Below are 22,041 nucleotides of genomic sequence, written 5' to 3'. Positions count from 1 at the left end.
GCGGGCATCGTCGCGTCGCGCCGCGCGAAGGGGCCGGTCGCGACGGTGGCGATCGAGCGGATGGAGTTCCTCAGCCCGATTCATCTGCGCGACCTGATCTCGGTCTATGCCGAGGTCGACCGTGTCGGGCGCACGTCGATGGCGATCAGGATCGAGGTCATCGCTAGCCGCAACGGTGGCGAAGAGCAGGTCAACGTCACCAACGGCCTGTTCACCTTCGTCGCGATCGATGAGGAAGCGCGGCCCCGACCGATCGACCAGCCGCCGGTATAGAAAAAGGCCGGCGAGTTTCCCCACCGGCCTCATTTCATGGATCAGCCTTCAAGCAGCCGGAGTGATGTCCGCTTCGCCTTCGGGGCGAGGCCGTCGCACACGGCGGCGCGGCGCGGGGGCTTCCGATTCGACTTCGGGCTGCGGCGCTTCGGCGGTGATGCCGATCGCCGGCGGGATCACCGCGAAGTCGATCCGCTGTTCATCCTGCGGTTGCTCGCGGTCGCGGCGAATGCGGCCGTTGGCGCGCTGCGCGCCTTCGGGACGATCGCCTTCGGTGCGAACCGGGCGGTCGGAGTCGATGCGCTCCGGACGCTCAGCGCGCGGGGGGCGCTCGGCGCGCTGTTGTTGCTGCGGTTGCGGCTGGCGATCCTGGCGCTCGGGACGATCGTTGCGCTCGTAGCGGTCGGCGCGTGGTTGCTGCGACTGCTGCTGGCGATCCTGTCGATCCTGCTGCTGGTCACGGCGCGGTTGCTGGCGCTGATACTCCTGCTGCTGTTGCTGCTGGGACTGCTGCGGCTGATCGTCGTCGCCGTCCATCTCGCCGTCGAAGCCTTCGCCCTCACCATCGTCGTCATAATCGTCATCGACGTTCTCACCTCGCGCGCGGCGCTGTTCGTCGAAGCGCGCGCGACTTTCGCCGAGCACGCGGAAATAATGGTCGGCGAACTGGAGATAATATTCGGTCTGAACGCGGTCACCCGCAAGCTGGGCATCGCGCGCCATGCTCTTGTATTTCTCGAGCAGTTGCGCCGCATTGCCACGCTGCCGATTGTCGCGGGCGTTGCCGCCGCTGTTACCCGACATTCCCTGGGGACGCTGTCCACCACGGCCGCGACGGCGACCAGCGCCGTTCTGACGATTATTGATCAAAAGAGTTGGTCCTCGTCGCACTGGCGCCAATCGCGCCTGATCTTGTCCTTCGCAAGAAGTCCGGTCCTCCGGGGATGAGCGGCCCGCCGGAGCGGAACCGCCTTAGACCTGGGCCAAGCGCCGGGGCGCTGAGGTGGCCGATGTCGTCGGAGGGGTAGGAGCGGCGCGAGCCTCAAGTCTGTCTGGAGCGGCCCCGTTCCTGCCCCACAGTGTAATGGGGTCGCGGGTATTTTCCAAGAACTTTATGCGCTTGTCACTAAAAGCGCGCGCGAACGCCCGCCGAGATCATGCGCCAAGCGACTCGAAAGTCCCGATTTTGCAAGCACCGCGGCGGCGCTGTCGGCTTGGTCGAAGCCGATTTCGATCGCCGCGAGGCCGCCTCGCAAAATCAGCCGACTGAGTTGCGGGGCGAGCTTGCGATACGCATCGAGCCCGTCGTCGCCGGCGAACAGCGCCTCGGCGGGTTCAAATTCAGTGACCCCGGCGCCGAGCACGGCGTCGCGCGCAACATAGGGCGGATTGGCGAGGACGAGGTCGAACGATTCTTCTATGCCGTCGGCCCAGTCCCCGACGCGCAGTTCGGCGCGGTCGGCAAGGCCAAGCCGCCTGGCGTTGCGGTCGGCGTAAGCAAGAGCGTTAGGCGAGAAGTCGATCCCGAGCCCGGTTGCCGTAGGCCACTGGTCGAGCGCGGCAAGCAGCAGCGTGCCGGGTCCGGTACCGAGGTCGAGGATACGCTTGGGCCCCGGCGTTCCGGCGAAATGTTCGACCGCCGCGGCGATCAGCGTCTCGCTGTCGGGGCGGGGGATGAGCACGCCCGGTCCCACCTCGAGCTCGATGTTCCAGAAGTCGCGGCGGCCGGTGATGTAGGCGACGGGCTCACCGGCGAGGCGGCGCTCGAACATCTCGGCGAAGCGCGCGGGGGGCGGCCCGGAGGGAGGGTCGAGGAGCAGCCTGTCGCGGCCGATCCCAAGCGCGGCCGCCATCAGAACTTCGGCGTCGAGGCGGGGGGTCGGGGAAGTCGCTCTCAACCTTTCGGCCGCGGTTGCCAGCGCCCGGTCAAGCGCGCTCACTAGCCCTCCGTATCGGGGAGGGGTAAATAATCAGGCCTCATCCAGGTTCGCCAACCGGTCGGCCTCGTCCTCGGCGATGAGCGCTTCGGTCAGTTCGTTGAGCCCCGGCCCTTCAAGGATCGCGTCGAGCTTGTGCAGGGTGAGGTTGATGCGGTGATCCGTCACGCGTCCTTGCGGGAAGTTGTAGGTGCGGATGCGCTCCGAGCGGTCGCCCGATCCGACCATCGACTTGCGCGCGCCTGCCCGCTCGTTCGCCAGCCGCGAGCGCTCGAGCTCGAACAGCCGGGTCCGCAGCACTTTCAGCGCCTTGGCCTTGTTCTTGTGCTGTGACTTTTCGTCCTGCTGGATGACGACGAGTCCGGTAGGCAAGTGGGTGATTCGGACCGCGCTGTCAGTGGTATTGACCGACTGGCCGCCGGGGCCGGACGAACGATAGACGTCAATGCGCAGGTCGGCGTCGTTGATCTGGACGTCGACTTCCTCGGCCTCCGGCAGCACCGCGACAGTCGCCGCCGAGGTGTGGATTCGCCCACCGCTTTCGGTCGCGGGAACGCGCTGGACGCGATGGACACCGCTTTCGAATTTGAGCCGGGCGAACACGCCATTGCCGTTGATCGAGGCAACCGCCTCCTTGTAGCCGCCGACATCGGCGCTCGACGCCGAGATGAGTTCGAACTTCCAGCCGCGTTCCTCGGCGAAGCGCTGGTACATACGCAGCAGGTCGCCGGCGAACAGCGCCGCCTCGTCGCCGCCGGTCCCGGCGCGGACCTCGAGCATCGCCGCGCGTTCGTCAGCGCTATCCTTGGGCAGGAGCTGGACCGCCAGCGCGCGTTCGGCGAGAGGAAGCTGCTGCTCGATTTCGGCCAGTTCCTCGGTCGCGATCGCGCGTAATTCCTCGTCGGCGTCCCTGGTCATCGTCGCCAGACTCTCACGCTCGGCGCGCAGGCGGCGGACCTCGCGAGCGGCGGCGGCAACAGGCTCGATCGCGGCATAATCCTTCGACAGCCGGACAAAATCGTCGGGCGCGAGATTCCCCCCCGACATCGCCGCCGACAGCTCGTTCTTCTTCGCCTCGATCAGCGCGATGCGTTCGGAGGAAATGCTCACGAGCTTGCTTTCGGCTGCAACACCGCGTCGGGCGAGTGGCCGGATTCATTGGGTTCGAAAGTGATTACCGTGAACTCGGCAGAAAGCGCGCTCAGAACTGCTGCTCGAATATCATTCTGCCGGTCGGAAGTGTCAGGCTGATTGACACGCACATGTATCCCGCGCCGTTCTGCCAGCCCACTGTATCCTGATCGAATTACAACGCGAGCAATCGATCCATTTTTCTTGGCCAGCTCAAACCGACGCTTTGCATTGCCCCGGAATGCAAGATCCGTAGCTAATCCCGCCGCTCGCAGTACCGCCGTAACTCTAACTGCTTCAGCTTCAAACTCCGGTTCATCGGGGATGACTGTTAACAGCGGTCGTTCACTCAACGGAACATCAATCAGCATGGCCAGCCGCTCGATCCCGGCCGCCCATCCGACCGCGGGCGTGTGCGGGCCGCCGAGTTGTTCGATCAGCCCGTCGTAGCGCCCGCCCGCAATTACCGTGCCCTGCGCGCCGAGCTGGTCGGTGACGAATTCGAACGCGGTGTGGCGGTAATAGTCGAGGCCGCGGACGAGGTGCGGGGCGATCTCGTACGCGACCCCCGCCGCGTCGAGCCCGGACCGGACCTGGCCGAAGAAATCCTCGGCCTCGGCGGATAACACCATCGGCGGGGCCGAATCGGCGAACGGCCGGTCGCGCGGGTCCTTGCTGTCGAGGATGCGCAGGGGATTCTTGTCGAGCCGCGCCTGGCTGTCTTCGCTCAGCTCCGCCCGGTGCGCGCTGAAATGCTCGACCAGCTGCGCCCGCCACGCGTCGCGGCTGGCCGCATCGCCGAGCGTGTTGAGCTTGAGGCGCACCCCCGAAATCCCGAGCTCCTCCAGCAACTGCGCCCCGAACGCGAGCAACTCGACATCCGCCGCCGGTTCGCCCGAGCCGATCACTTCGGCGTCGAGCTGGTGGAACTGGCGGAACCGCCCCTTCTGCGGCCGCTCGTAGCGGAACGCGGGCCCATGCGTCGCGACCTTCAACGGCGCGAACCGCTGCCAGCCCTCCGACAGATAGGCCCGGCAGATCCCTGCGGTGAACTCGGGCCGAAGCGTGATCGAATCACCTGATCGATCCTCGAACGAATACATTTCCTTCGACACGACGTCGGTCGTCTCGCCCATCGTCCGAGCGAACACCGCGGTCGGCTCGATCACCGGCATCTCGACGCGCTTGAATCCGTACAGCCGCCGCACACGGTCGAACGCCGCGACCACCGCATGGAAGCGGTCGGCCTCCTCGCCGATCAGGCTCTGCGTTCCGCGGACGGGTTGGGGGGTCTGTGTCATTGGTCGAAGGCCACTAGCGGGCGTGCGCGGCGCTGGCTAGTTAGCCCCAATGTCCAGCATCACCTCGCGCGCCCTCGCGCTCTCCACCCTTCTCCTGTCCACCAGCGCACTCGCCGCCAACAGCAAGCCGCAGCCGCTGCCGATCGTCGATACGATCCCGGCAGCGCGGGACATCGCCTTCCCCGGCACAATCTACCTCGACGTCACCGCGACCGATCTCGACCGCGGGATCATCGAAGTGCGCGAGACGATCCCGGCGACGCCCGGCCCGCTCGTCCTGCTCGCTCCCAAGTGGCTTCCGGGAAACCACAATGCCAGCGGGCAGATCGACAAGCTCGCCGGCTTCACCTTCACCGCCAACGGCCAGCCGCTGCGCTGGGTCCGCGACAAGGTCGACGTGTTCGCCTTCCACCTCGACGTTCCTGCTGGCGCGACCAGCGTCGAAGCGCGGTTCCAGTATCTCTCGGCCACCGCCGAAGACCAAGGGCGGATCGTCGTCACGCGCGAAATGTCGAACATCCAGTGGGTCGCGGTGTCGCTCTATCCCGCGGGAACCTTCGTGCGGAACATCCCCGTCGTCGCCAGCCTGACCATCCCCGCCGGGTGGAAGGCGGCGACCGCGCTCCGCCCGACCGCGACCACGCCCGGGAACCGCATCACCTTTGGCGAGGTCGCTTACGACACGCTGATCGACTCGCCGGTATTCGCGGGCAAATATTTCCGCGCCGACGATCTCGGCCACGGCATCACCCTCAACACCATCGCCGATGCGCCCAAGGAACTGGCCGTCCCCGCCGCCGTCCTCGCCAAACACCGGGCGTTGGCCGATCAGGCGGTCAAGCTGTTCGGCGCGCGCCATTTCGACCATTACGACTTCCTCCATGCGATCACCGACCGCATGGGCGGAATCGGGCTCGAGCATCACAGGAGCTCGGAGAATCAGAACGACCCGGGCTATTTTACAGACTGGGACGCGAGCGTCTCAGACCATAACCTCCTGCCGCACGAATTCACCCACAGCTGGAACGGCAAGTTCCGCCGCGGCGCAGACGCGTGGACCCCCGACTATCGCACCCCGATGCAGGACAGCCTGCTGTGGGTTTACGAGGGCCAGACGCAATTCTGGGGGACCGTGCTCGAGGTGCGCTCGGGAATGTCGACCAAGCAACAGGTGCTCGACAAGATCGCGCTCGCTGCGGCCAATCTCGACAACCAGCCGGGGCGGCGCTGGCGGCCACTCAGCGACACGACGAACGACGAAATCATCTCCGATCGCCGACCCGAGCCGTGGAACAGTTATCAGCGCGCCATCGACTATTACCAGGAAGGGCTGCTGATCTGGACCGAAGCGGATATGATCATCCGCGAGAAGAGCGGCGGCAAGCGCTCCATGGACGATTTCGCCCACGCCTTCTTCGGCATCAACGACGGCGACTGGGGCGAGGTGACCTACACCTATGACGATGTCGTGCGCACGCTCAATCAGGTGCAACCCTATGACTGGGCCGGGTTCCTCAAGGCGCGAGTCGATGACGTCGCCCCGACCGCGCCGCTCGCCGGCTTCACCAACTCGGGCTATCGGCTGACCTATGGCGACAAGCCGACCGATACGGCCAAGGCAGTGTTCAAGTCGCGCAAGGTCGCCGACTTCAGCTATTCGCTTGGATTCCAGGTCGGCAAGGAGGCCAAGCTAGCCGACGTCCGCTGGGGCTCACCCGCGTTCCAGGCGGGGCTGGTCAACGGCGCTCAAGTCATCGCGGTCGATGGCCACACTTACACCGACGAGCTGTTGGCGGACGCGGTCACCACGGCGAAAGGCGGAGCCTCGCCGATCATCCTCACCGTCAAGCGTGGCGATGAGGTCAGGAGCTTTTCGCTGTCGTACCACGACGGACTGCGCTACCCGCGCTTCATCAAGGTCGGGACGGGCGACGGTGCGCTCGACAAGCTGCTCGCGCCGCGCTGAACGCTTGCCCCGGCCGTTCAAGCGGCTAGAGCGCGCGCCATGAACATCAACCTCATCCCCGCCGGCGACAATCCGCCGCACAGCATCAACGTGCTCATCGAAGTGCCTATCGGAGGCGAGCCGGTCAAATATGAGCTCGACAAGAAGTCGGGCGCGATCTTCGTCGACCGCATCCTCCACACGCCGATGCGCTATCCGGCGAACTATGGCTTCGTGCCCCAGACGCTGGGTGGCGATGGCGACCCGATCGACTGCCTGGTGATGAACCGCTGGGCGCTGATGCCGGGGAGCGTGATTCGTTGTCGGCCGATCGCGGTGTTGTTCCTCGAGGATGAGGCCGGCGGCGACGAGAAATTGCTGGCCGTGCCGGAAACCAAGACGACCCCATATTATTCCGACGTGATGGAGGGGACCGACCTGCCGTCGATTGTCCTTCAGCAGATCGAGCATTTCTTCACCCACTACAAGGATCTGGAGCCCGAAAAGTGGGTGCGGATCGGGACGTGGGGAAATTGCGCCGCCGCGAAAAAGATTATCGTCGAGGCACTCGAACGCGAGCAGGCGACAAAGAGCGCGAAGGCCTAGCTTGCGGGCGCGGCAGGCGACCGCTGACGAAAGCGGCTCGGCAGGAACAGCTTGCGGACCGAGATGCTGATCGTCCGGCCGATCGGATCGAGCAAATCCGCTTGGTAGCCGAGCGGGACCAGGCCGAACCGGTCGCGCACCTTCTGGCGCTCGTTGAGCAGGTTGGTCGCCTCCAGCCTTAGTGACAGGCCCCGCAGCCACGGCCGCTTGACGACCAGCGGCAGATTTTCGCCGAGGTTGGCGAACAGCCGCAGGTCGAAGGTCGCGAGCGGGGCGAAGCCGAGGTCGCCGCTGGTCCCGCCCGCCACTCGGGTGCCGCTGCGATAATTGGCGGTCAGCCGCACGCCGAGCCCGTTGTTGAAATAGCCTCCCTGGGCCTCGACGACATGGCGCGACCGGCCGCCGCTGCCTGCCGCATCGCCATGAAGAAAATCGAGCGGCGCAATCCCGGGCCGGATGATCGCCCGGTCGACCAGCGTGATGGTGTCGGTCAGGGATAGCTGGATTCGCCCGCGCTGGTTGCCGCCGAACAGGCCGCCGCCACTGCCGCCGCCCCGATCGCCACCGCCTCTGTCGCCTGCGCGGTTACCGCCGCGATCGCCGCCACTGGACTGCTCGCGCGTCTTGCGGATCTGGTCGAGCAGCGCTTGGGGCGGCGCGGCGGACTTGAGCGGCTTGGTGAAATCGAACCCGATTCGCACCGTGTCGCTGCGCGCGCTGTCGTAATTGACGGGGCGCAGGTCGACTGCGGTCAGATTGCCCGCGCTGTCACGAGTGAAGCGGTCGGGAAAGGCCGCCTCGAGCGCGGCGCTCGGGCCGTAGAAATTCTGCACCGGGCTCCTGAGCCGCGACGAGACGAAGTCGGCGCGCAGGCGTAGGTCGGTCTTCTCCCACGGCTGCCAGTTGGCACCGAGCTTCCACACGTTGCGCCGGTCGGCGAGCAGCGCCGGATTGCCACCGGTCGTCGCGACGACCTGCACGGTGCGCCCCTGGGTGAAGTCGAATATGCGAGCGCCCGGCGTGGTCAGGATCGGGTCACCAAGTTGGTTGATCGACGGCGCGCCCTCCTCGCGGGTGTAGGAAGTGATGAAGTTGAGGCGGTTCGCGGGCGACCAGTTAGCCCCCGCGCCGATCGTCGTCAGCGTGCCGAAGTCGGAATATTGGTCGAGCCCGGCGTTGGCATTGAGGGTCAGTGACCCGACTGCCCCGAGCGTCCCGTTGCGCTTGGCGACCGGCAGGTCGAGGTTGATCGACGCGGCACCATGATCGCGGCCGAGCCTGGCACTGTTGGTTACGCCGGCGCGCACCGCCAGGCTGTCGAGGTGGAGCGTGTCGGCGCCAAGCTTCAGCGTGACATTGGCCCGTCCCGCCGGCAGCGTGGCGAGCGGACCGTTAAGAGTTCCGTCGAGCCCGGCGGATGTCCGGGTCGACCGTGACCGGTCGTCGGGCAAGGCGTTCACGGTCAGCACCCCAAGCGGATCGAAGGCCGGGTCGTTGGCGTCGAGCAGCGCCTGGAGCGGGGCGAGGTCCGGCCCGCCGTCGCTGCGAGTGACGTTCTGCGCGAGGTCGGCATTGCCCGTGACCGACCAGCGCCAGCGCGCCTTCTGCCCATTGAGGGACAGGCCAAGGCGGCCCGTTTCACCGTACGTTCGCCTCGTCAGGGCCCCCAGTCCGTCGAATCCGCGCAGTACCGAATCTGCGCTTGCGCTGGTCGCGAACGGGTTGGTCGCGGGGACGGTCAGCGAGCCCGTCGGCAATCCGAACAGGCTGCGACCGTCCGTGTGCGACGCCTCGGCGGTGAGCGTCGCCGAGGCGTCACCAAGCACCGTCCGGTTGATCGTGACAGTGCCGCGTACCAGCCCCTGCGACCCGACCAGGGTGCGAAAATTGCGCGGGTCGGCCGGTTGTGGCTGAGTCGGCACGGCCTGCAGCGCGATGTTGCGTTCGCGCTCGGTCAGCGCGCTGTTGGTCTCCGCGTGGAGGGTGACCTGCGTGCGACCCGCCGTCCCGATCATCAACCGCGAGACGTCGGCGAGGCCTTTGGTATAACCTCCGTCGGTCGCGGCCCCGGCATCGGCGCGAAGGTTGGTCGAGCGGAAGCGGCGGCGGAGGATGATGTTGACCACCCGCTGGTCGGCCGAATAGCCGTACTTGAGCGCGACCTCCTCGGGCAGAATTTCGAGACGCTCGAGCGCCTCGGGCGGCAAGTCGCGCACTTCCTGGAAGCCCGAGATGCGCTGGCCGTTGAGCAACACCACCGGCCCGCCGCCGCCGCCGCCGCGCCCGCGCGCGCTGCCTACTTGGGGGCCGAGCGCCGACAGCAGTTCGGCGATGCTCGTCGCCCCGGTCGCGCGAATGTCGCGGATGCCGAGCACATTTTCCGGTGGAATGTCGCCCACCACCGACCCGCGCGGCTTCTGCCCCACGACAACGATTTCTTCGCCCGAATCGCCCTCATCGGGTGACGTGACGGCACCTCGGGACGAGGCGGCGGCGGAAGCGGCGGTCGGAGCCCATGGCGGCGTCGGCGCATCTTGTGCCGCCGCCGGAAGCGGAGCCAGCGCGGCGGTGGCGAGCAGGAGAGCGCGGAAGTTCATGCGACATGCCGATATTGGATAAAAAAGGACGGGCGGACATCTGGCGGGGCGAATATGAAGCTGGCATGACACTGGCAATGTTTTCGATGAACGGGAGCCTCTGCGTGATCAACCACTCCTCTGCCGCTGTGCTTGCCTTTTCCGTCCTTCTCGCGGCGCCAGCGCTTGCCGCCGGCCCCGCCGAGGAGGCGACCCGGGCGGCGATTGCGCGGGTGCAGCGGATCGATCCCGCGATCAACGCAGTCATCGCACTCGATCCCACGGCCATTGCCCAGGCGATGCGGATTGACGCAAGCGGGCTGCGCGGGCCGCTCGTCGGGGTGCCGGTGCTGATCAAGGACAATATCGAGGTGGCCGGCCCGCTACCGACCACCGCCGGCAGCCTCGCACTCATCGACAACGTCACCAATCGCGACGCGCCGCTGGTCACCCGGCTGCGGCAGGCGGGCGCGGTGATCCTCGGCAAGACCAACCTGTCGGAATGGGCCAACATTCGCTCGAGCCACTCGATCTCGGGCTGGAGCGCGGTCGGCGGCCAGACTCGCAATCCCCATGCTCTCGACCGCAACCCGTGCGGTTCATCGAGCGGATCGGGCGCTGCAGTGGCCGCGGGCGAGGTCGATTACGCCATCGGCACCGAGACCGATGGCTCGATCACCTGCCCCGCTTCGCTCAACGGGGTCGTCGGGTTCAAGCCCACCGTCGGCCTTGTCAGCCGCACCCACATCGTGCCGATCAGCGCGAGCCAGGATACCGCGGGGCCGATTACCCGTACTGTCCACCAGGCGGCAGAATTGCTGAGCGTAATCGCCGGAAGCGACCCGACCGACCCCGCCACGCGCCACGCTGACACGCACCGCGTCAATTTCGCGGCCGCGCTCAACCCCAATTCGCTCCGCGGCGCGCGGCTCGGGGTCATGCGATTCGCATCGACGTATCAGCTCGATCCGGCGTTCGAGGCGGCGCTGGCGGTGCTGAAAGCGCAGGGCGCGACTCTGGTCGAGATCAAGAGTTTCGACGACAAGGCGATCGGCGCCAACGAGGGCAAGGTGCTCAACACCGAGTTGAAGGTCGGGCTAAACGCCTATCTCGCGACGACCCCGTCCTCGGTAACGACCCGAACGCTGGCGCAGGTCATTGCCTTCAACCAGGCCCACGCCGCGCAGGAGATGGCGCTATTCGGGCAGGAGACCTTCATCGACGCGCAAAAGACCAAGGGCCTTGCCGATCCCGCCTACAAGGTCGCGCGCGCGACCAGCCTTGCCGCCGCTGGAGTCAACGGCATCGACAAGCTTCTCGCCGCGAACAAGCTCGACGCGCTGGTCGGTCCGACCACGGGCCCGTCGTGGAAAATCGACGCCGTCAACGGGGACTCATTCAGCGGCGGTGGCGCGGGCAGCCTCGCCGCGGTTGCGGGCTATCCGCACCTGACCGTGCCGATGGGGACGGTTAAAGGGTTGCCGATCGGCCTCAGCTTCATGGGCGCCAAATGGAGCGACGCGCGGATACTGTCGCTGGGATATGCCTATGAACAAGCGAGTCACGCACTCGTCAGCCCGCGCTTCCCGCGTTCGATCGAGGAAACGCCCGAGGTCGCCCCGTTGCTCGCGCGGCAGCGCTAGGCGGTCAGCTTCAGCGCGGCGATCGCGGCGACGATGGCGAGGATCAGGAGAAGGCGGATGGTGGTGGTTGGTTCGTCGAAGAAGGCCATTCCCACCGCCACCGTTCCGACCGCGCCGATCCCGCCCCACACCGCATAAGCGGTGCCCATCGGAATCGTCCGCGCCGAGCGTTCGAGGAGGCCCATCGAGAGCGTTACCGAGGCGAGGAAGGCGAGCGTCCAATGGAGGTTGCGAAACCCCTCGACGAACCGCAGCGAGGTAGTGAAGCCAACCTCGAACAGTCCGCCGACGATCAGCAATAACCACGCCATCGAGTTCCCCTTTCACTTGCGCGCTGGACCTGTCGTTCGCGCGCGCTATCGTCGCTGCATGGCGGTAAGAAAGACCATCGGCAACCGCATCGCACCAGCGCGCTTCATCATCTTCTTCGCGATGCTCGCCGCGAGCATTGGGCTGGCGGCCTTCATCACGCCGTGGTGGCTGTCGGTGATGCTCGGTTTCGATATTTCGGCGCTGGTCTTCATCCTGAGCTGCGTTCGGCTCTATCGGACCGACCATAAGCAGATGCGCAAGGCGGCGATCGAGAACGACGCCAACCGTACCGTGTTGCTGCTGCTCGCCTTCGCGCTGGCCATCGTCATACTCGTCGCGGTCGGCAGCCAGATGGCGAGCTCCACCAAGACCAGCGGTGCCGACATCGCGGTGACCATCACCACGCTGCTGATGTCATGGTTCTTTGGCAACACGGTGTACGCGCTGCACTATTCGCACCTCTTCTACACCTCGGACGATGGCGGCAAGGACCAGGCCGGGCTCGAATTCCCGGGCGGTGACAACACTCCGATCTTCTCGGATTTCGTCTATTTTTCGTTTTGCCTCGGCGCCGCGCTGTCGACCGCCGACACCAATATCACCTCGCCCCACATTCGCCGCGTCGCGACGGCGCACAGTATCGTCGCGTTCATCTATAACGTCGGGGTGTTCGCGCTGACGGTGAATCTTCTGGCGGGGAAGAGCTAGGCGCTCGCCTCCAATGCCGGATGCTCGCTGCCGGCCGCGGCGAACAGGCAGCCGCCGACGATCAGCGCCGCACCGGCGAGGGTGAACGGCGATACGGGTTCCCCGAAGCGAAGCCAGCCGAGCAACATCGCCCACAGCAGGCTCGAATATTCGGTGGTCGAGAGATACGCAGCGCCGGCGCGCGCATAGGCCCAGGCAAGCAGCAATTGCGATGAGATCGCCAACGCGGTTGCTACAGTCAGTTCGAGCCAGTGGCCACTCGGCCCCGGCACCGGACCCACAAACAGCAGTGACGACACGAAACAGATGCTGACAATGAGATTGGTGAAGAAGGCGATCTCGACCGGCCCCGCGGCAAGTGCCTGCTGACGCAGCATGACGAGGTTCCACGCATACAGCATCGCCGAAATCAGAATCGCGATCGACCCGAGCAGTGCTTGCGGCCCCAGTTCGGCGCGCGCCTGGCCGATGAGGATAACCGCCACGCCGGCGAGCGCCGCCAGCGACCCGGCCACCGTCCTGCGTCCGATCTTCTCGTCGAGTAACAGCGCGGCGAGCCCAAGCGCGATCAGCGGGGCAATGAACGACAGCGCGACGGCCTGCGCCATTGGCACCTTTCCCAGCCCCCAGAAGAACAGGATCGACATGACGGCGGTATTGATCCCACGCCTGAGATGCAGCCGCAGCACGGCCCGGCTCGGCCAGCGCTGGCACAGCGCGAGGAACAGGAGGCCGGTCACCGCGACGCCAAGCAGCGAGCGCCACAACAGCGCCGGATAGGCGCCGATGCTGAGCGTCAGCCCCTTGATCACCATGTCCATGATCGAGAAGAAGGCGATCCCGCTGATGCCCGCGGCATAGGCCGCAGCGGCGTTTGATGAGGGGCGGACACGAGTCATGGGCGCGCCATAGCGAGGCGGTGGCCAAGCGGATAGCGAATGGCAGGTAGCGCGGCTTTAGCGCAGCACCATCTTGTCGCCGTTCATTTCGATCCCGCCGAGCCTTGTCAGCACCGACTGGCCGAGGAGATTAGTGCCGAGCCCCTCGAGAACTACCGCGTCGACGTGCTCGACCGTGCGGCCGGCGACTTCGATCCGGTCGAGCGTGACCAGCTTCCCGCGGGTCGGCCCCGAGGCGCCTTCGCCGACGACGGTGAAGCTCGAGGGATCAACATATAATCCGGCGCGACGCGCGCCGTCGACCGTCAGGGCCACCATGGTCGCACCGGTGTCGATGACGAACGGCATTTGCTGCCCGTTGACGCTTGCGTCGGTGTAAAAACTGCCATTTGCCCCGCGCGCCAGCTCGGTTTCGCCGCCGTAGGAGGGCGAGATGGTCGTGCCCGAGCTGATGCCGGTGTCGGTCGGTTGGCTGTCGATCTTGTCGATCAGGATCTGCTGGTTGACCTCGACCGGGCTCGAGTGTCGGCTCGGCATCGCCAGCGCGACGAACACGCTCAGGCCGATCATGAAGAGGGCAAACCGGTTCATCGCCGCACGATCGCACGGCGAGGGTTAGGATAAGGTTATTCCGCCGCCTGCGGGATGGCTTGCGCCTCAAGCTCGGCCGCCTTGGCCTCGACCAGCCGGACGATATGATCGATCATGCCCGCGTCCTGCACATGGTGGTCGGTCACGCCCGAGAGGTAGACCATATGCTTGCCGTTGCCGCCGCCGGTAATCCCGATGTCGGTCTCGCGGGCTTCGCCGGGGCCGTTGACGACGCAGCCGAGGACCGACAGCGACATCGGAGTGCGAATGTGCTGGAGCCGCTCCTCGAGCGCCTGGACGGTGCGGATCACGTCGAACCCCTGCCGCGCGCACGATGGGCAGGAAACGACGCGCACACCGCGGTTGCGGATGCCGAGCGCTTTGAGCAGTTCATAGCCGACGCGGACTTCCTCCTCGGGTTCGGCCGACAGCGAGACGCGGATGGTGTCGCCGATCCCGGCCCACAGCAAGGAACCCATGCCGATTGACGACTTGACCGTCCCGCCGATCAGCCCGCCCGCCTCGGTAATGCCGAGGTGAAGCGGGCAGTCGACCGTTTCGGCCAGCTGGTGATAGGCGGCGACCGCGAGGAACAGGTCCGACGCCTTCACCGCTACCTTGTAATTGTCGAACCCATGATCCTCGAGGATGCGGATATGATCGAGCGCGCTTTCGACCAGCGCTTCGGGGCAGGGCTCGCCATATTTCTCGAGCAGGTCCTTCTCGAGGCTGCCGGCGTTGACCCCGATGCGGATCGCACAGCCGTTGGCGCGAGCGGCGGCGACGACTTCGGCAACTCGATCGGCCGAACCGATATTGCCCGGATTGATGCGCAGGCAGGCGGCGCCGGCATCGGCCGCCTCAAGCGCGCGCTGGTAGTGAAAATGGATGTCGGCGACGATCGGGACCTTCGCCGCCTGAACGATTTCGGCGAGCGCCGCGGTCGACGCCTTGTCGGGGCAAGAGACGCGGATGATGTCGACTCCGGCCTCCTCGCAGCGGCGGATCTGGGCGATCGTCGCGGCGGCGTCGGAGGTCGGCGTATTGGTCATCGTCTGGACCGTGACCGGCGCATCGCCGCCAACGGCGACATTGCCGACCATGATCTGGCGGGATTTTCGGCGCTCGATGTGGCGCCACGGGCGAAGGGAGGACATGTCGCCTATATAGAGACGAACTGTGACAAGGGAAATTCCCGCCGGCTGCCAATTGTTTGTCAGTCGTCGCTTCCCGACCGCCAGTGCCAGCCACCACGCGTTGTCCGTGCGCAGACGATCATGAACAGGATCGTCGCGGGGGCGAGCACCGCGATCAACGCCACGGGCCGGTTTGCCAACAGCAACGCGGCAGCGAGGGTCAGGACCAGGAAACCGATCAGGAGCACCCAGCCCTGCCATGCGATCGGCAGTCCCGATCCATAGCCGAACCGCTTCGGCGCGAACCATTCGGGGCCGTCACTCATCGTCTTTCTCCTTCGCCGGCCGGCCGCGCTTGACCGGAACCGGCGGATGCAGTTTCACTCCGCGTGCCTTGAGCGCCTCGCGCAGCAGGCACTCGACTTGTGCATTGGCGCTGCGCAAATCGGTCGCGGCCAAGCGCTCGACCGCCCCCCACAGGGCAGGATCAACCCGTAACGGAAAGGCCTTGCGCTCAGCCACGCCGCTATTGGTATAGCGAGCCGGCGTTGATAATCGGCTGCGTATCGCGCTCGCCACACAGCACGACCATCAGGTTCGACACCATCGCCGCGCGGCGCTCGTCATCAAGCTCGACGACATTCTTGGCGCTCAGCATTTCCAGCGCCATCTCGACCATCCCGACCGCACCCTCGACCATCGTCTTGCGCGCCGCGACAACCGCCTGCGCCTGCTGCCGGCGGAGCATCGCCCCGGCAATTTCCTGCGCATAGGCGAGGTGGGTGAAACCGCACTCGTCGACGCTGATCCCGGCGACCGCGAGGCGTGCGATCAGCTCGGCACGAAGCTCGACCCCGACCTGATCGTGATTGCCGCGCAGCGTGACTTCCTGGTGCTCGAAATCGTCATAGGGATAACGCGACCCGATCGTCCGCACCGCCGCTTCGACCTGAACCATCACGAACGCCTTGTAGTCATCGACATCGAACAGCGCCTGCGCGGTGTCGACCACGCGCCACACGATCTGCGCCGCCATCTCGATCGGGTTGCCGCGCAGGTCGTTGACCTTGATCTTGTCCGAAATGACATTGTTGGCGCGGACCGAAATCTTTTTCTTCGCGAGCCACGGCCACGTCCAGCGGAGCCCGGTTGCACGGTCGGTCCCCTTGTAAGCTCCAAACAGGGTCAGCGCGCCGGCCTGGTAGGGCTGGAGCATGTAGAAGCCCGGCGCGACCAGCAGGAGGCCGAGCGGACCGACGATGACGCTCAGGATCGGCAACATCGTCAGATGACCGGTGGCGAGGTTGAACACGCCGAATATCTGCAGCGCGATCAGCGCGAGCAGGACCAGCAGCAGCACATAGCCGTTCATCGTCTCGGCGCGGCGTTCGCGGCTTAAACTCAGCGCTGACAAGGTCGAGTCGGTCATTGCAGTCATCTCCCCTTTAACTGATATCATATTTATATCTTTCTTGCGACGAGTCAACTGGCGTTCGCGGGGCGGCGACGCTAGGGCTGGCGCATGAACTGGAGCCTGATGATTCACGGCGGCTGTGGCGCGATGCGGCCCGACCGCCTGCCACCCGAGCAGGAAGATCGCGCCCGCGTCGGGCTCAGCGCCGCGCTCGACGCCGGGGAAGCGATCCTCGCAAGCGGCGGCTCGTCGCTCGACGCGGTCGAAGCCGCGGCGCGCGTGCTCGAGGACAACCCCGCGTTCAATGCCGGGCGCGGCAGCGTGCTGGCGGCGGACGGGCGGGTCGAGCTCGACGCCGCGATCATGGACGGGCGCGACCGCCGGGCTGGCGCGGTCGCCGGACTGGCGACGACCCGCGCGCCGGTCAGCGCGGCGCGGGCGGTGATGGAGCATAGTCCGCACGTCCTGTTGACCTATGCGGGCGCCGACCGCTTCGCGCGCGAGCGGGGGTTGGATCAGGTCGCCAACGACTGGTTTATCACGCCCGAACGCCGCGCCCAGCTCGACAAGGTGCTGGCGGCGGGCGGCGCGTTCGACGCCGATATCAAATATGGCACGATCGGCGCCGTCGCCTGCGACATGGCAGGCCATGTCGCGGCGGCGACCTCGACCGGCGGGCTGACCGCCAAGCGCTGGGGCCGGATCGGCGATTCGCCGCTGATCGGAGCGGGCACCTATGCCGACGACCGCGCCGCCGCGGTGTCGGCAACGGGGCTTGGCGAGGCGTTCATCCGAGCGGTCGCGGCGCATGAGCTCGCCGCACGAATCAGGTTGACCGGCGCGCGCCTGCAGGATGCACTCGACGCGGTGCTGGCCGATGTCGGGACGCTCGGCGGGACGGGTGGGCTCATCGCGGTCTCGCCAACGGGCGAAGCGGCGTGGGGCTTCAGCACCCCGGGCATGTATCGCGCCCGCGCCTCGGCGGCCGGACGCGAGGTCGCGGTTTATTCCGAGCCGGAGCGCCGATAGGGCAGCATCTCGCGCATTGTTTCGAGTTCCCGCCCGATTGCGCGCCGTTCCCCGGCGACGAAATTCGCCACCGCTGTACGAAAATTGGGGTCGGGGAGGTAGTGCGCCGAACGCGTCACCACCGGCTCATAACCGCGCGCCAGTTTATGCTCGCCCTGCGCGCCGGCCTGGACCGAGCTAAGGCCGTTGGCGATGGCCCACTCGATCGCCTGGTAATAGCTGAGCTCGAAATGAAGGAACGGCGCCTCCTCGGCGCAACCCCAGTAGCGGCCATAGAGTGTGTCTTTGCCGGCCAGGTTGAGCGCCCCCGCGATCGGCCGTCCGTCGCGCAGCGCGAGGAACAACAGGACCGCGTCGCCAAGGGCCTCGCCCAGCCCGTCGAAGAAGGCGCGGGTCAGGTATGGCTGGCCCCATTTGCGGCTTCCCGTGTCGAGGTAGAAGCACCACATCGCGTCCCACGCGCCCGACCCGATCTCGTTCCCACGCAATTGGACGAATTCGAGCCCGTCGCGCGCCGCGGCACGCTCCTTGCGAATCGCCTTGCGCTTGCGACTCGCCAACGCGGCGAGGAAGCCGTCGAAATCGTCGTAACCGCGATTGAACCAGTGATACTGGATGCCGTTGCGGATCAGCCAGCGGCGGGCCTCGAACTCGGCGACTTCCTCGTCGGCGATGAAGGTCGCGTGGGCCGATGACAGGCCGTTTTGCACAACGACGCTCTCGGCGGCGGCAATCAGCGCCTGCGGGCGGGTGCCGAGGAGCCGCCGCCCCGGCACCGGGGTGAACGGCGCGGCGATCTGCAGCTTGGGGTAATAGTCGCCGCCGGCCCGTTGCCATGCCTCAGCCCAGCCATGGTCGAAGACATATTCACCCTGGCTGTGCGCCTTGAGATAGGCCGGCGCGGCGGCGGCGAGCTTTCCGTCCTCGTCGTCGACGAGCAGCGGCGCCGGGCTCCAGCCGCTGTGCCGCCCGACGCTCTCGGACGTTTCGAGCAGCTTCAGGAAGGCGTGGCCGGTGAACGGGTCGCGACCATCGAGCGCGTCCCAGGCCGCCGCGTCGACCGAGCCGACCGACGGCGCGATGCGCGCGATGATCTCCTGGTCACGGTCGGCCATCGGCTTCCCAGATCAGCGCGTCGGCGTTGCGCGCGGCCTCAGCACGTTCGGATGGGGTGCGGATCGTCCACGAATAGACCGGCACCCCGCCGCGCCGCACCCACCGCTCGCCAAGCACGGCGCGGTTCACGGCGAGGAAGTGGGGACGCGACATCATCAACTTGGCCCAACGCGCGAGGGGCGAATCCCGCCCCGACAAAACCAGCCCGCGTCGGACGTCGGGGCGATGCCGCGCCAGCCACGCACCGACGCGCGGGTCGAAGCTCATCACGCCGACCGGACCCGGGACCGCGCCGAGCGTGCGGCACACCGCTTCGGTCAGCCGGGCGGCGTTGCGCGCGGTCTTGAGTTCGATCAGCAGGGGGACGCGGCGGGCGGCGAGCATCATGAGTTCGGCAAAGCGCGGGATCGGCTCCCCGGTGGCCGAAAGCCGCTTGCCGCCAAGCGTTGCGGCACTGAGGGTTTCCACTGACCCCGACTCGCCGCACAATCGCTTGAGGTCGGGGTCGTGAAAAATCATCGGCAGGTCGTCGCGCGACAGGCGCACATCGCATTCGATCCCCGCGCCCGCATCGAACGCGGCACGGAAGGCGGCGAGGCTGTTCTCGGGAACGCCGTGTCCGTGGAGTCCGCGATGCGCGAACCCCGCGGGGCCCGGCGCGAGAGGGTCAGGCCTTGACGGCGACGACCGCATCCACTTCGACCGCGACGCCGAGCGGCAGCACCGGGACGCCGACCGCCGATCGGGCATGCTTGCCGGCCTCGCCGAACACTTCGACCATCAGTTCGCTGGCGCCGTTGGCGACCTTGGGCTGATCGGTGAAGTCACCGTGCGAATTGACGAAAACGCCGAGCTTGACGATCCGCTCGACCCGATCGAGTGAGCCGAGCGCGGCCTTAATCTGGGCGAGCAGCATAATCCCGCAGCGCCGTGCGGCCGCGATCCCGTCATCGAGCTCGAGTCCTTCGCCGAGCCGGCCCTTGATCAGGCTGCCGTCCTCGGCGAACGAGATCTGTCCCGAAATATGGAGCAGGCCGTTGACTTCGACCGCCGGCACATAGGCGGCAACCGGCGCGGCGGCCTGGGGAAGGGCGATGCCGAGTTCGGCGAGGCGGGATTCGATGCTCATGGAACTTGCCTCAACACCCAGCGGATGTCCGGGTCAAGCCTCCGGGCGGTGAATCGCAAACCCGGCCCAGCTCTGGTTGACCGGCATCAGCTCCAGCGTGTTGATGTTAAGGTGGGACGGCAGGGTTGCAACCCAGTGGATCGTGCTCGCGATATCCTCCGCCGTCATCGGGTCGACCCCGGCGTAGAAAGCGTCGGAACTTGCCTGGTCGCCGCCGTTACGCACGACGGTGAATTCGGTTTCGACCATGCCGGGCTCGATCGAGGTCACCCGCACGCCGGTGCCTTGAAGATCGCAGCGCAGGCCGAGCGTGAACTGGCGGACGAAGGCCTTGGCACCAGCGTAATTGCATCCGCCGCGATAGGGATAACTGGCCGCCACCGACGACAGGTTGATGATTGCACCCTTCGTCAGGATCAGGTCGGGCAACAGCGTTCTCGTCAGCGCGACCAGGCCTTTAACATTGGTGTCGATCATCCCGAGAATCGGGTCGAGATCGGCGTCCTGGAGCGGATCGGCCTTCGTCGCATAGCCGGCGTTGTTGACCAGCAAATCGATCGGCGGGAGGTCCTGCGCCGTCTCGATGACGACGGCCGTAGCGCTCATGTCGAGTTCGACCGGGGTGAAATTCTCCCCCAGTTCCTCGGCGAGCGCTTTCAATCGTTCGGTCCGCCGACCGGTGCCAATCACCCGCCAGCCGTCGCCAACGAACCGCTTCGCACATGCCTCGCCGATGCCCGCCGTCACGCCGGTAATGAATGCCGTCTTCATGCTGCTGGTCCTTCATCGAATTTCTGCAGAATCCACTGCTTCGCCGTCGCCCAGTCATCGATCCGCGCGTGTGCCTCCTCGGGCTTGGCGACGTTCGGCGCGAGCCGCGGCTCGGCGACCATGTGCAGCCGCCACACTTCGGGGGCGTGCTTGGCAACCGATGCGTGGTGCATGTGGAGATCGTCGACAAACACCGTCACGGTCGGCTGGTGGCGCTCGATAATCGCCCGCGCCGGAACGCCCTTGCCGCCCTGGTTGCAGACCACTTCATAGTGCAGCCCGTGGGTGGCGAGTTGCGCCACGCGCAGCGGCTGCGCGTCGTAACCAAGGTTGGTCAGCACGACGATGTCGGCCACCTCGCCGATTTCGCGCAGCGCCTCGATCGCGCCGGGAGTGGCGGTCTGGCGGTCCATCTCCTCGCGGAAGAAGCGCGTGAGGAGCTCCCACACCCGCGCATCGGGCAGAGTTTCGCCGCTCGGCCGATGTGTCAGCGCGTCGGCGAACTGGCCGGTCTCGAACGCGAAGTGGATGTCGAGCGCCTCGTCGAGCCACTCCTGGAAATGGGCGACCATGTGCAGCAGCACTTCGTCGCAATCGGTGATCAGCAGCGGCCGGCCGCCGATCTTCGGCCCGTTCGCCGTCAATCCATCACTCACTCGTTGATCCACCCTTCAACTTGGCCAGCGCGGCAAACGGTCCCGCTTCCGCTTCGCTCAACACGCCAGCCGCCTTCAACGCCTCATCGGCGGCGGGGCCGCGCGGATAGGGGTTGAGCGCGAGCGCGAGTGTGTCGGCGATCGCCAGACCGAGATCGATCGCCTGGCCGTCATGAAACATCGTGTCGAGGTCGTCTCCGCCAAGTTCGACCTCGGCCTCGGGCGCGTCAATCTTCGGTGCGGGCACAAACGCCAGGCTGAACCGCTCGTCGATCGCCGCCGACACGGGTTCGCCGCTGGCAATACAGGCCTGCGCGAGCTGCGCCTTGACCCGGCCGTCACATTTCACCGTCTTGCCCTCGCGGTGGAGCATGACGTGCGCCTCGAGCCGGTCGAGCGCGAGCAGGTCGAGCCGCCTGGCGATCCCCGCGCGCTCGTCCTCGTCGGCGGTCAGGTCGAGCCGGTCGCCATCGCGAATCGACTCGATCTGGAGGCGGTGGGCAAAATCCCTCACGCCCAGTGGCCCTCGATCACCTTATCGAGCGTCAGCGCCGCGAGTTTCTTTCGCAATCCGCGAAGGCGGTCGACCGAATGGGCGAGCGTATCGTCGGCCACCGGCTGATCGCGATAGAGGCTGCGCCGCACGACCTCGTTCCAGTTTGCGTCGGTCACCCCGCGCCAGCGGTCGATCCGGCTCGCGAGGCTGCCGACGAGGTGACGCACCTTCTTGCCGAGCGTCGCGTCGAATCCTTCCTGGCGCATCTGTGCGTCCATATCGGCGATGAATGCCTCGGTCAGCGCGACGCCCGGCGCATTGCCCCCCTCTCCGTCCGCCTCGAGCCGCAGCGCAACCAGCGCGCAGACCGTC

Annotated in this window: 25 protein-coding genes; 6 read left to right on the top strand and 19 right to left on the bottom strand. The window is 66.4% G+C overall.

Annotated elements, in window-relative coordinates:
• Window positions 1-273, top strand: a 273-nt coding sequence (locus tag Q0R27_RS02540) for an acyl-CoA thioesterase (protein WP_293940602.1), incomplete at its 5' end; no start/stop codon positions are given.
• Window positions 274-321: 48 nt separating this feature from the next.
• Here the strand turns inward: Q0R27_RS02540 and Q0R27_RS02535 are convergent.
• The 4 genes from Q0R27_RS02535 to hisS all read right to left on the bottom strand — a co-directional run bounded on the left by Q0R27_RS02535 (window position 322) and on the right by hisS (window position 4,642).
• Window positions 322-1,077 (bottom strand): DUF4167 domain-containing protein, encoded by a 756-nt coding sequence (locus tag Q0R27_RS02535; protein ID WP_293940604.1) that lies wholly within the window; start codon window positions 1,075-1,077, stop codon window positions 322-324.
• Window positions 1,078-1,385: 308 nt separating this feature from the next.
• Window positions 1,386-2,213, bottom strand: a complete 828-nt coding sequence (gene prmC / locus Q0R27_RS02530; RefSeq protein WP_293940601.1) for a peptide chain release factor N(5)-glutamine methyltransferase — start codon at window positions 2,211-2,213, stop codon at window positions 1,386-1,388.
• Between the two features lie 30 nt (window positions 2,214-2,243).
• Window positions 2,244-3,320: a peptide chain release factor 1 gene (gene prfA / locus Q0R27_RS02525; RefSeq protein ID WP_293940600.1), complete on the bottom strand. Its 1,077-nt coding sequence runs from the start codon at window positions 3,318-3,320 to the stop codon at window positions 2,244-2,246.
• On the bottom strand, window positions 3,317-4,642 hold the full coding sequence (hisS, locus tag Q0R27_RS02520) for a histidine--tRNA ligase (RefSeq protein ID WP_293940599.1): 1,326 nt from the start codon (window positions 4,640-4,642) through the stop codon (window positions 3,317-3,319). Before hisS ends, prfA begins: the two co-directional genes overlap by 4 nt.
• 49 nt (window positions 4,643-4,691) lie before the next feature.
• Here hisS and Q0R27_RS02515 point away from each other — a divergent pair, with 49 nt between their 5' ends.
• A complete protein-coding gene (locus Q0R27_RS02515) occupies window positions 4,692-6,608 on the top strand; it encodes a peptidase M61 (RefSeq protein WP_293940598.1) in 1,917 nt (638 codons plus the stop codon).
• A gap of 39 nt (window positions 6,609-6,647) precedes the next feature.
• A complete protein-coding gene (gene ppa, locus Q0R27_RS02510; RefSeq protein ID WP_293940597.1) occupies window positions 6,648-7,193 on the top strand; it encodes an inorganic diphosphatase in 546 nt (181 codons plus the stop codon).
• On the opposite strand, the gene Q0R27_RS02505 is transcribed toward ppa, so the two are convergent.
• Window positions 7,190-9,790 carry a TonB-dependent receptor gene (locus Q0R27_RS02505; RefSeq protein ID WP_293940596.1) on the bottom strand — a complete coding sequence of 867 codons (2,601 nt, stop codon included), beginning with the start codon at window positions 9,788-9,790 and terminating at the stop codon, window positions 7,190-7,192. The genes ppa and Q0R27_RS02505 overlap by 4 nt on opposite strands.
• A 65-nt stretch (window positions 9,791-9,855) precedes the next feature.
• Here Q0R27_RS02505 and Q0R27_RS02500 point away from each other — a divergent pair, with 65 nt between their 5' ends.
• Complete coding sequence (locus Q0R27_RS02500) at window positions 9,856-11,412, top strand: amidase (protein WP_293940595.1); 1,557 nt, start codon at window positions 9,856-9,858, stop codon at window positions 11,410-11,412.
• On the opposite strand, the gene Q0R27_RS02495 is transcribed toward Q0R27_RS02500, so the two are convergent.
• The gene (locus tag Q0R27_RS02495; RefSeq protein ID WP_293940594.1) at window positions 11,409-11,723 is read right to left on the bottom strand and encodes a multidrug efflux SMR transporter; all 315 of its coding nucleotides are present in this window, start codon (window positions 11,721-11,723) and stop codon (window positions 11,409-11,411) included. The genes Q0R27_RS02500 and Q0R27_RS02495 overlap by 4 nt on opposite strands.
• A gap of 58 nt (window positions 11,724-11,781) precedes the next feature.
• Here Q0R27_RS02495 and Q0R27_RS02490 point away from each other — a divergent pair, with 58 nt between their 5' ends.
• A complete protein-coding gene (locus Q0R27_RS02490; protein ID WP_293940593.1) occupies window positions 11,782-12,432 on the top strand; it encodes a DUF1345 domain-containing protein in 651 nt (216 codons plus the stop codon).
• On the opposite strand, the gene Q0R27_RS02485 is transcribed toward Q0R27_RS02490, so the two are convergent.
• The 6 genes from Q0R27_RS02485 to Q0R27_RS02460 are packed head-to-tail and all read right to left on the bottom strand — an operon-like array spanning window position 12,429 to window position 16,487.
• Window positions 12,429-13,331: a DMT family transporter gene (locus Q0R27_RS02485; protein ID WP_293940592.1), complete on the bottom strand. Its 903-nt coding sequence runs from the start codon at window positions 13,329-13,331 to the stop codon at window positions 12,429-12,431. The genes Q0R27_RS02490 and Q0R27_RS02485 overlap by 4 nt on opposite strands.
• Window positions 13,332-13,388: 57 nt before the next feature.
• Window positions 13,389-13,922: a TIGR02281 family clan AA aspartic protease gene (locus tag Q0R27_RS02480; protein ID WP_293940591.1), complete on the bottom strand. Its 534-nt coding sequence runs from the start codon at window positions 13,920-13,922 to the stop codon at window positions 13,389-13,391.
• A 35-nt stretch (window positions 13,923-13,957) separates the two neighbouring features.
• Window positions 13,958-15,079: a flavodoxin-dependent (E)-4-hydroxy-3-methylbut-2-enyl-diphosphate synthase gene (ispG, locus tag Q0R27_RS02475; protein ID WP_293940590.1), complete on the bottom strand. Its 1,122-nt coding sequence runs from the start codon at window positions 15,077-15,079 to the stop codon at window positions 13,958-13,960.
• A 59-nt stretch (window positions 15,080-15,138) separates the two neighbouring features.
• Entirely contained in the window at window positions 15,139-15,384 is a 246-nt protein-coding gene (locus tag Q0R27_RS02470) for a hypothetical protein (protein WP_293940589.1), read from the bottom strand.
• Complete coding sequence (locus Q0R27_RS02465) at window positions 15,377-15,580, bottom strand: toxin-antitoxin system HicB family antitoxin (protein ID WP_293940588.1); 204 nt, start codon at window positions 15,578-15,580, stop codon at window positions 15,377-15,379. Before Q0R27_RS02465 ends, Q0R27_RS02470 begins: the two co-directional genes overlap by 8 nt.
• Before the next feature lie 4 nt (window positions 15,581-15,584).
• Window positions 15,585-16,487: an SPFH domain-containing protein gene (locus Q0R27_RS02460; RefSeq protein WP_293940587.1), complete on the bottom strand. Its 903-nt coding sequence runs from the start codon at window positions 16,485-16,487 to the stop codon at window positions 15,585-15,587.
• 93 nt (window positions 16,488-16,580) lie between these two features.
• On the opposite strand from Q0R27_RS02460, the gene Q0R27_RS02455 reads away from it, so the two are divergent.
• A complete protein-coding gene (locus tag Q0R27_RS02455; protein WP_293940586.1) occupies window positions 16,581-17,501 on the top strand; it encodes an isoaspartyl peptidase/L-asparaginase in 921 nt (306 codons plus the stop codon).
• On the opposite strand, the gene Q0R27_RS02450 is transcribed toward Q0R27_RS02455, so the two are convergent.
• The 7 genes from Q0R27_RS02450 to Q0R27_RS02420 form a co-directional block, all read right to left on the bottom strand.
• Window positions 17,477-18,616, bottom strand: coding sequence for a GNAT family N-acetyltransferase (locus Q0R27_RS02450; protein ID WP_293940585.1), 1,140 nt, complete (start codon window positions 18,614-18,616; stop codon window positions 17,477-17,479). The two genes, Q0R27_RS02455 and Q0R27_RS02450, sit on opposite strands and share 25 nt — an antisense overlap.
• The gene (locus Q0R27_RS02445; protein ID WP_293940584.1) at window positions 18,603-19,310 is read right to left on the bottom strand and encodes a glycerophosphodiester phosphodiesterase family protein; all 708 of its coding nucleotides are present in this window, start codon (window positions 19,308-19,310) and stop codon (window positions 18,603-18,605) included. Before Q0R27_RS02445 ends, Q0R27_RS02450 begins: the two co-directional genes overlap by 14 nt.
• On the bottom strand, window positions 19,285-19,746 hold the full coding sequence (locus Q0R27_RS02440; RefSeq protein ID WP_293940583.1) for a RidA family protein: 462 nt from the start codon (window positions 19,744-19,746) through the stop codon (window positions 19,285-19,287). Before Q0R27_RS02440 ends, Q0R27_RS02445 begins: the two co-directional genes overlap by 26 nt.
• A 33-nt stretch (window positions 19,747-19,779) precedes the next feature.
• Complete coding sequence (locus tag Q0R27_RS02435) at window positions 19,780-20,517, bottom strand: SDR family NAD(P)-dependent oxidoreductase (protein WP_293940581.1); 738 nt, start codon at window positions 20,515-20,517, stop codon at window positions 19,780-19,782.
• The gene (locus tag Q0R27_RS02430) at window positions 20,514-21,089 is read right to left on the bottom strand and encodes an HAD family hydrolase (protein ID WP_293940603.1); all 576 of its coding nucleotides are present in this window, start codon (window positions 21,087-21,089) and stop codon (window positions 20,514-20,516) included. The genes Q0R27_RS02435 and Q0R27_RS02430 overlap by 4 nt, the downstream gene beginning before the upstream one ends.
• Before the next feature lie 76 nt (window positions 21,090-21,165).
• A complete protein-coding gene (locus Q0R27_RS02425) occupies window positions 21,166-21,687 on the bottom strand; it encodes a DUF177 domain-containing protein (RefSeq protein ID WP_293940580.1) in 522 nt (173 codons plus the stop codon).
• Window positions 21,684-22,041 (bottom strand): ubiquinol-cytochrome C chaperone family protein (locus tag Q0R27_RS02420; RefSeq protein WP_293940578.1); only part of this gene is annotated, 358 nt, incomplete at its 5' end. The genes Q0R27_RS02425 and Q0R27_RS02420, both read right to left, overlap by 4 nt.

The organism is Sphingomonas sp. (genome assembly GCF_025362505.1).
In the GTDB taxonomy this organism is placed as follows: Bacteria; Pseudomonadota; Alphaproteobacteria; order Sphingomonadales; family Sphingomonadaceae; genus Sphingomicrobium.
Note: the sequence above shows the minus strand (reverse complement) of the source record. Positions and strands in the feature narration are given on the sequence as shown.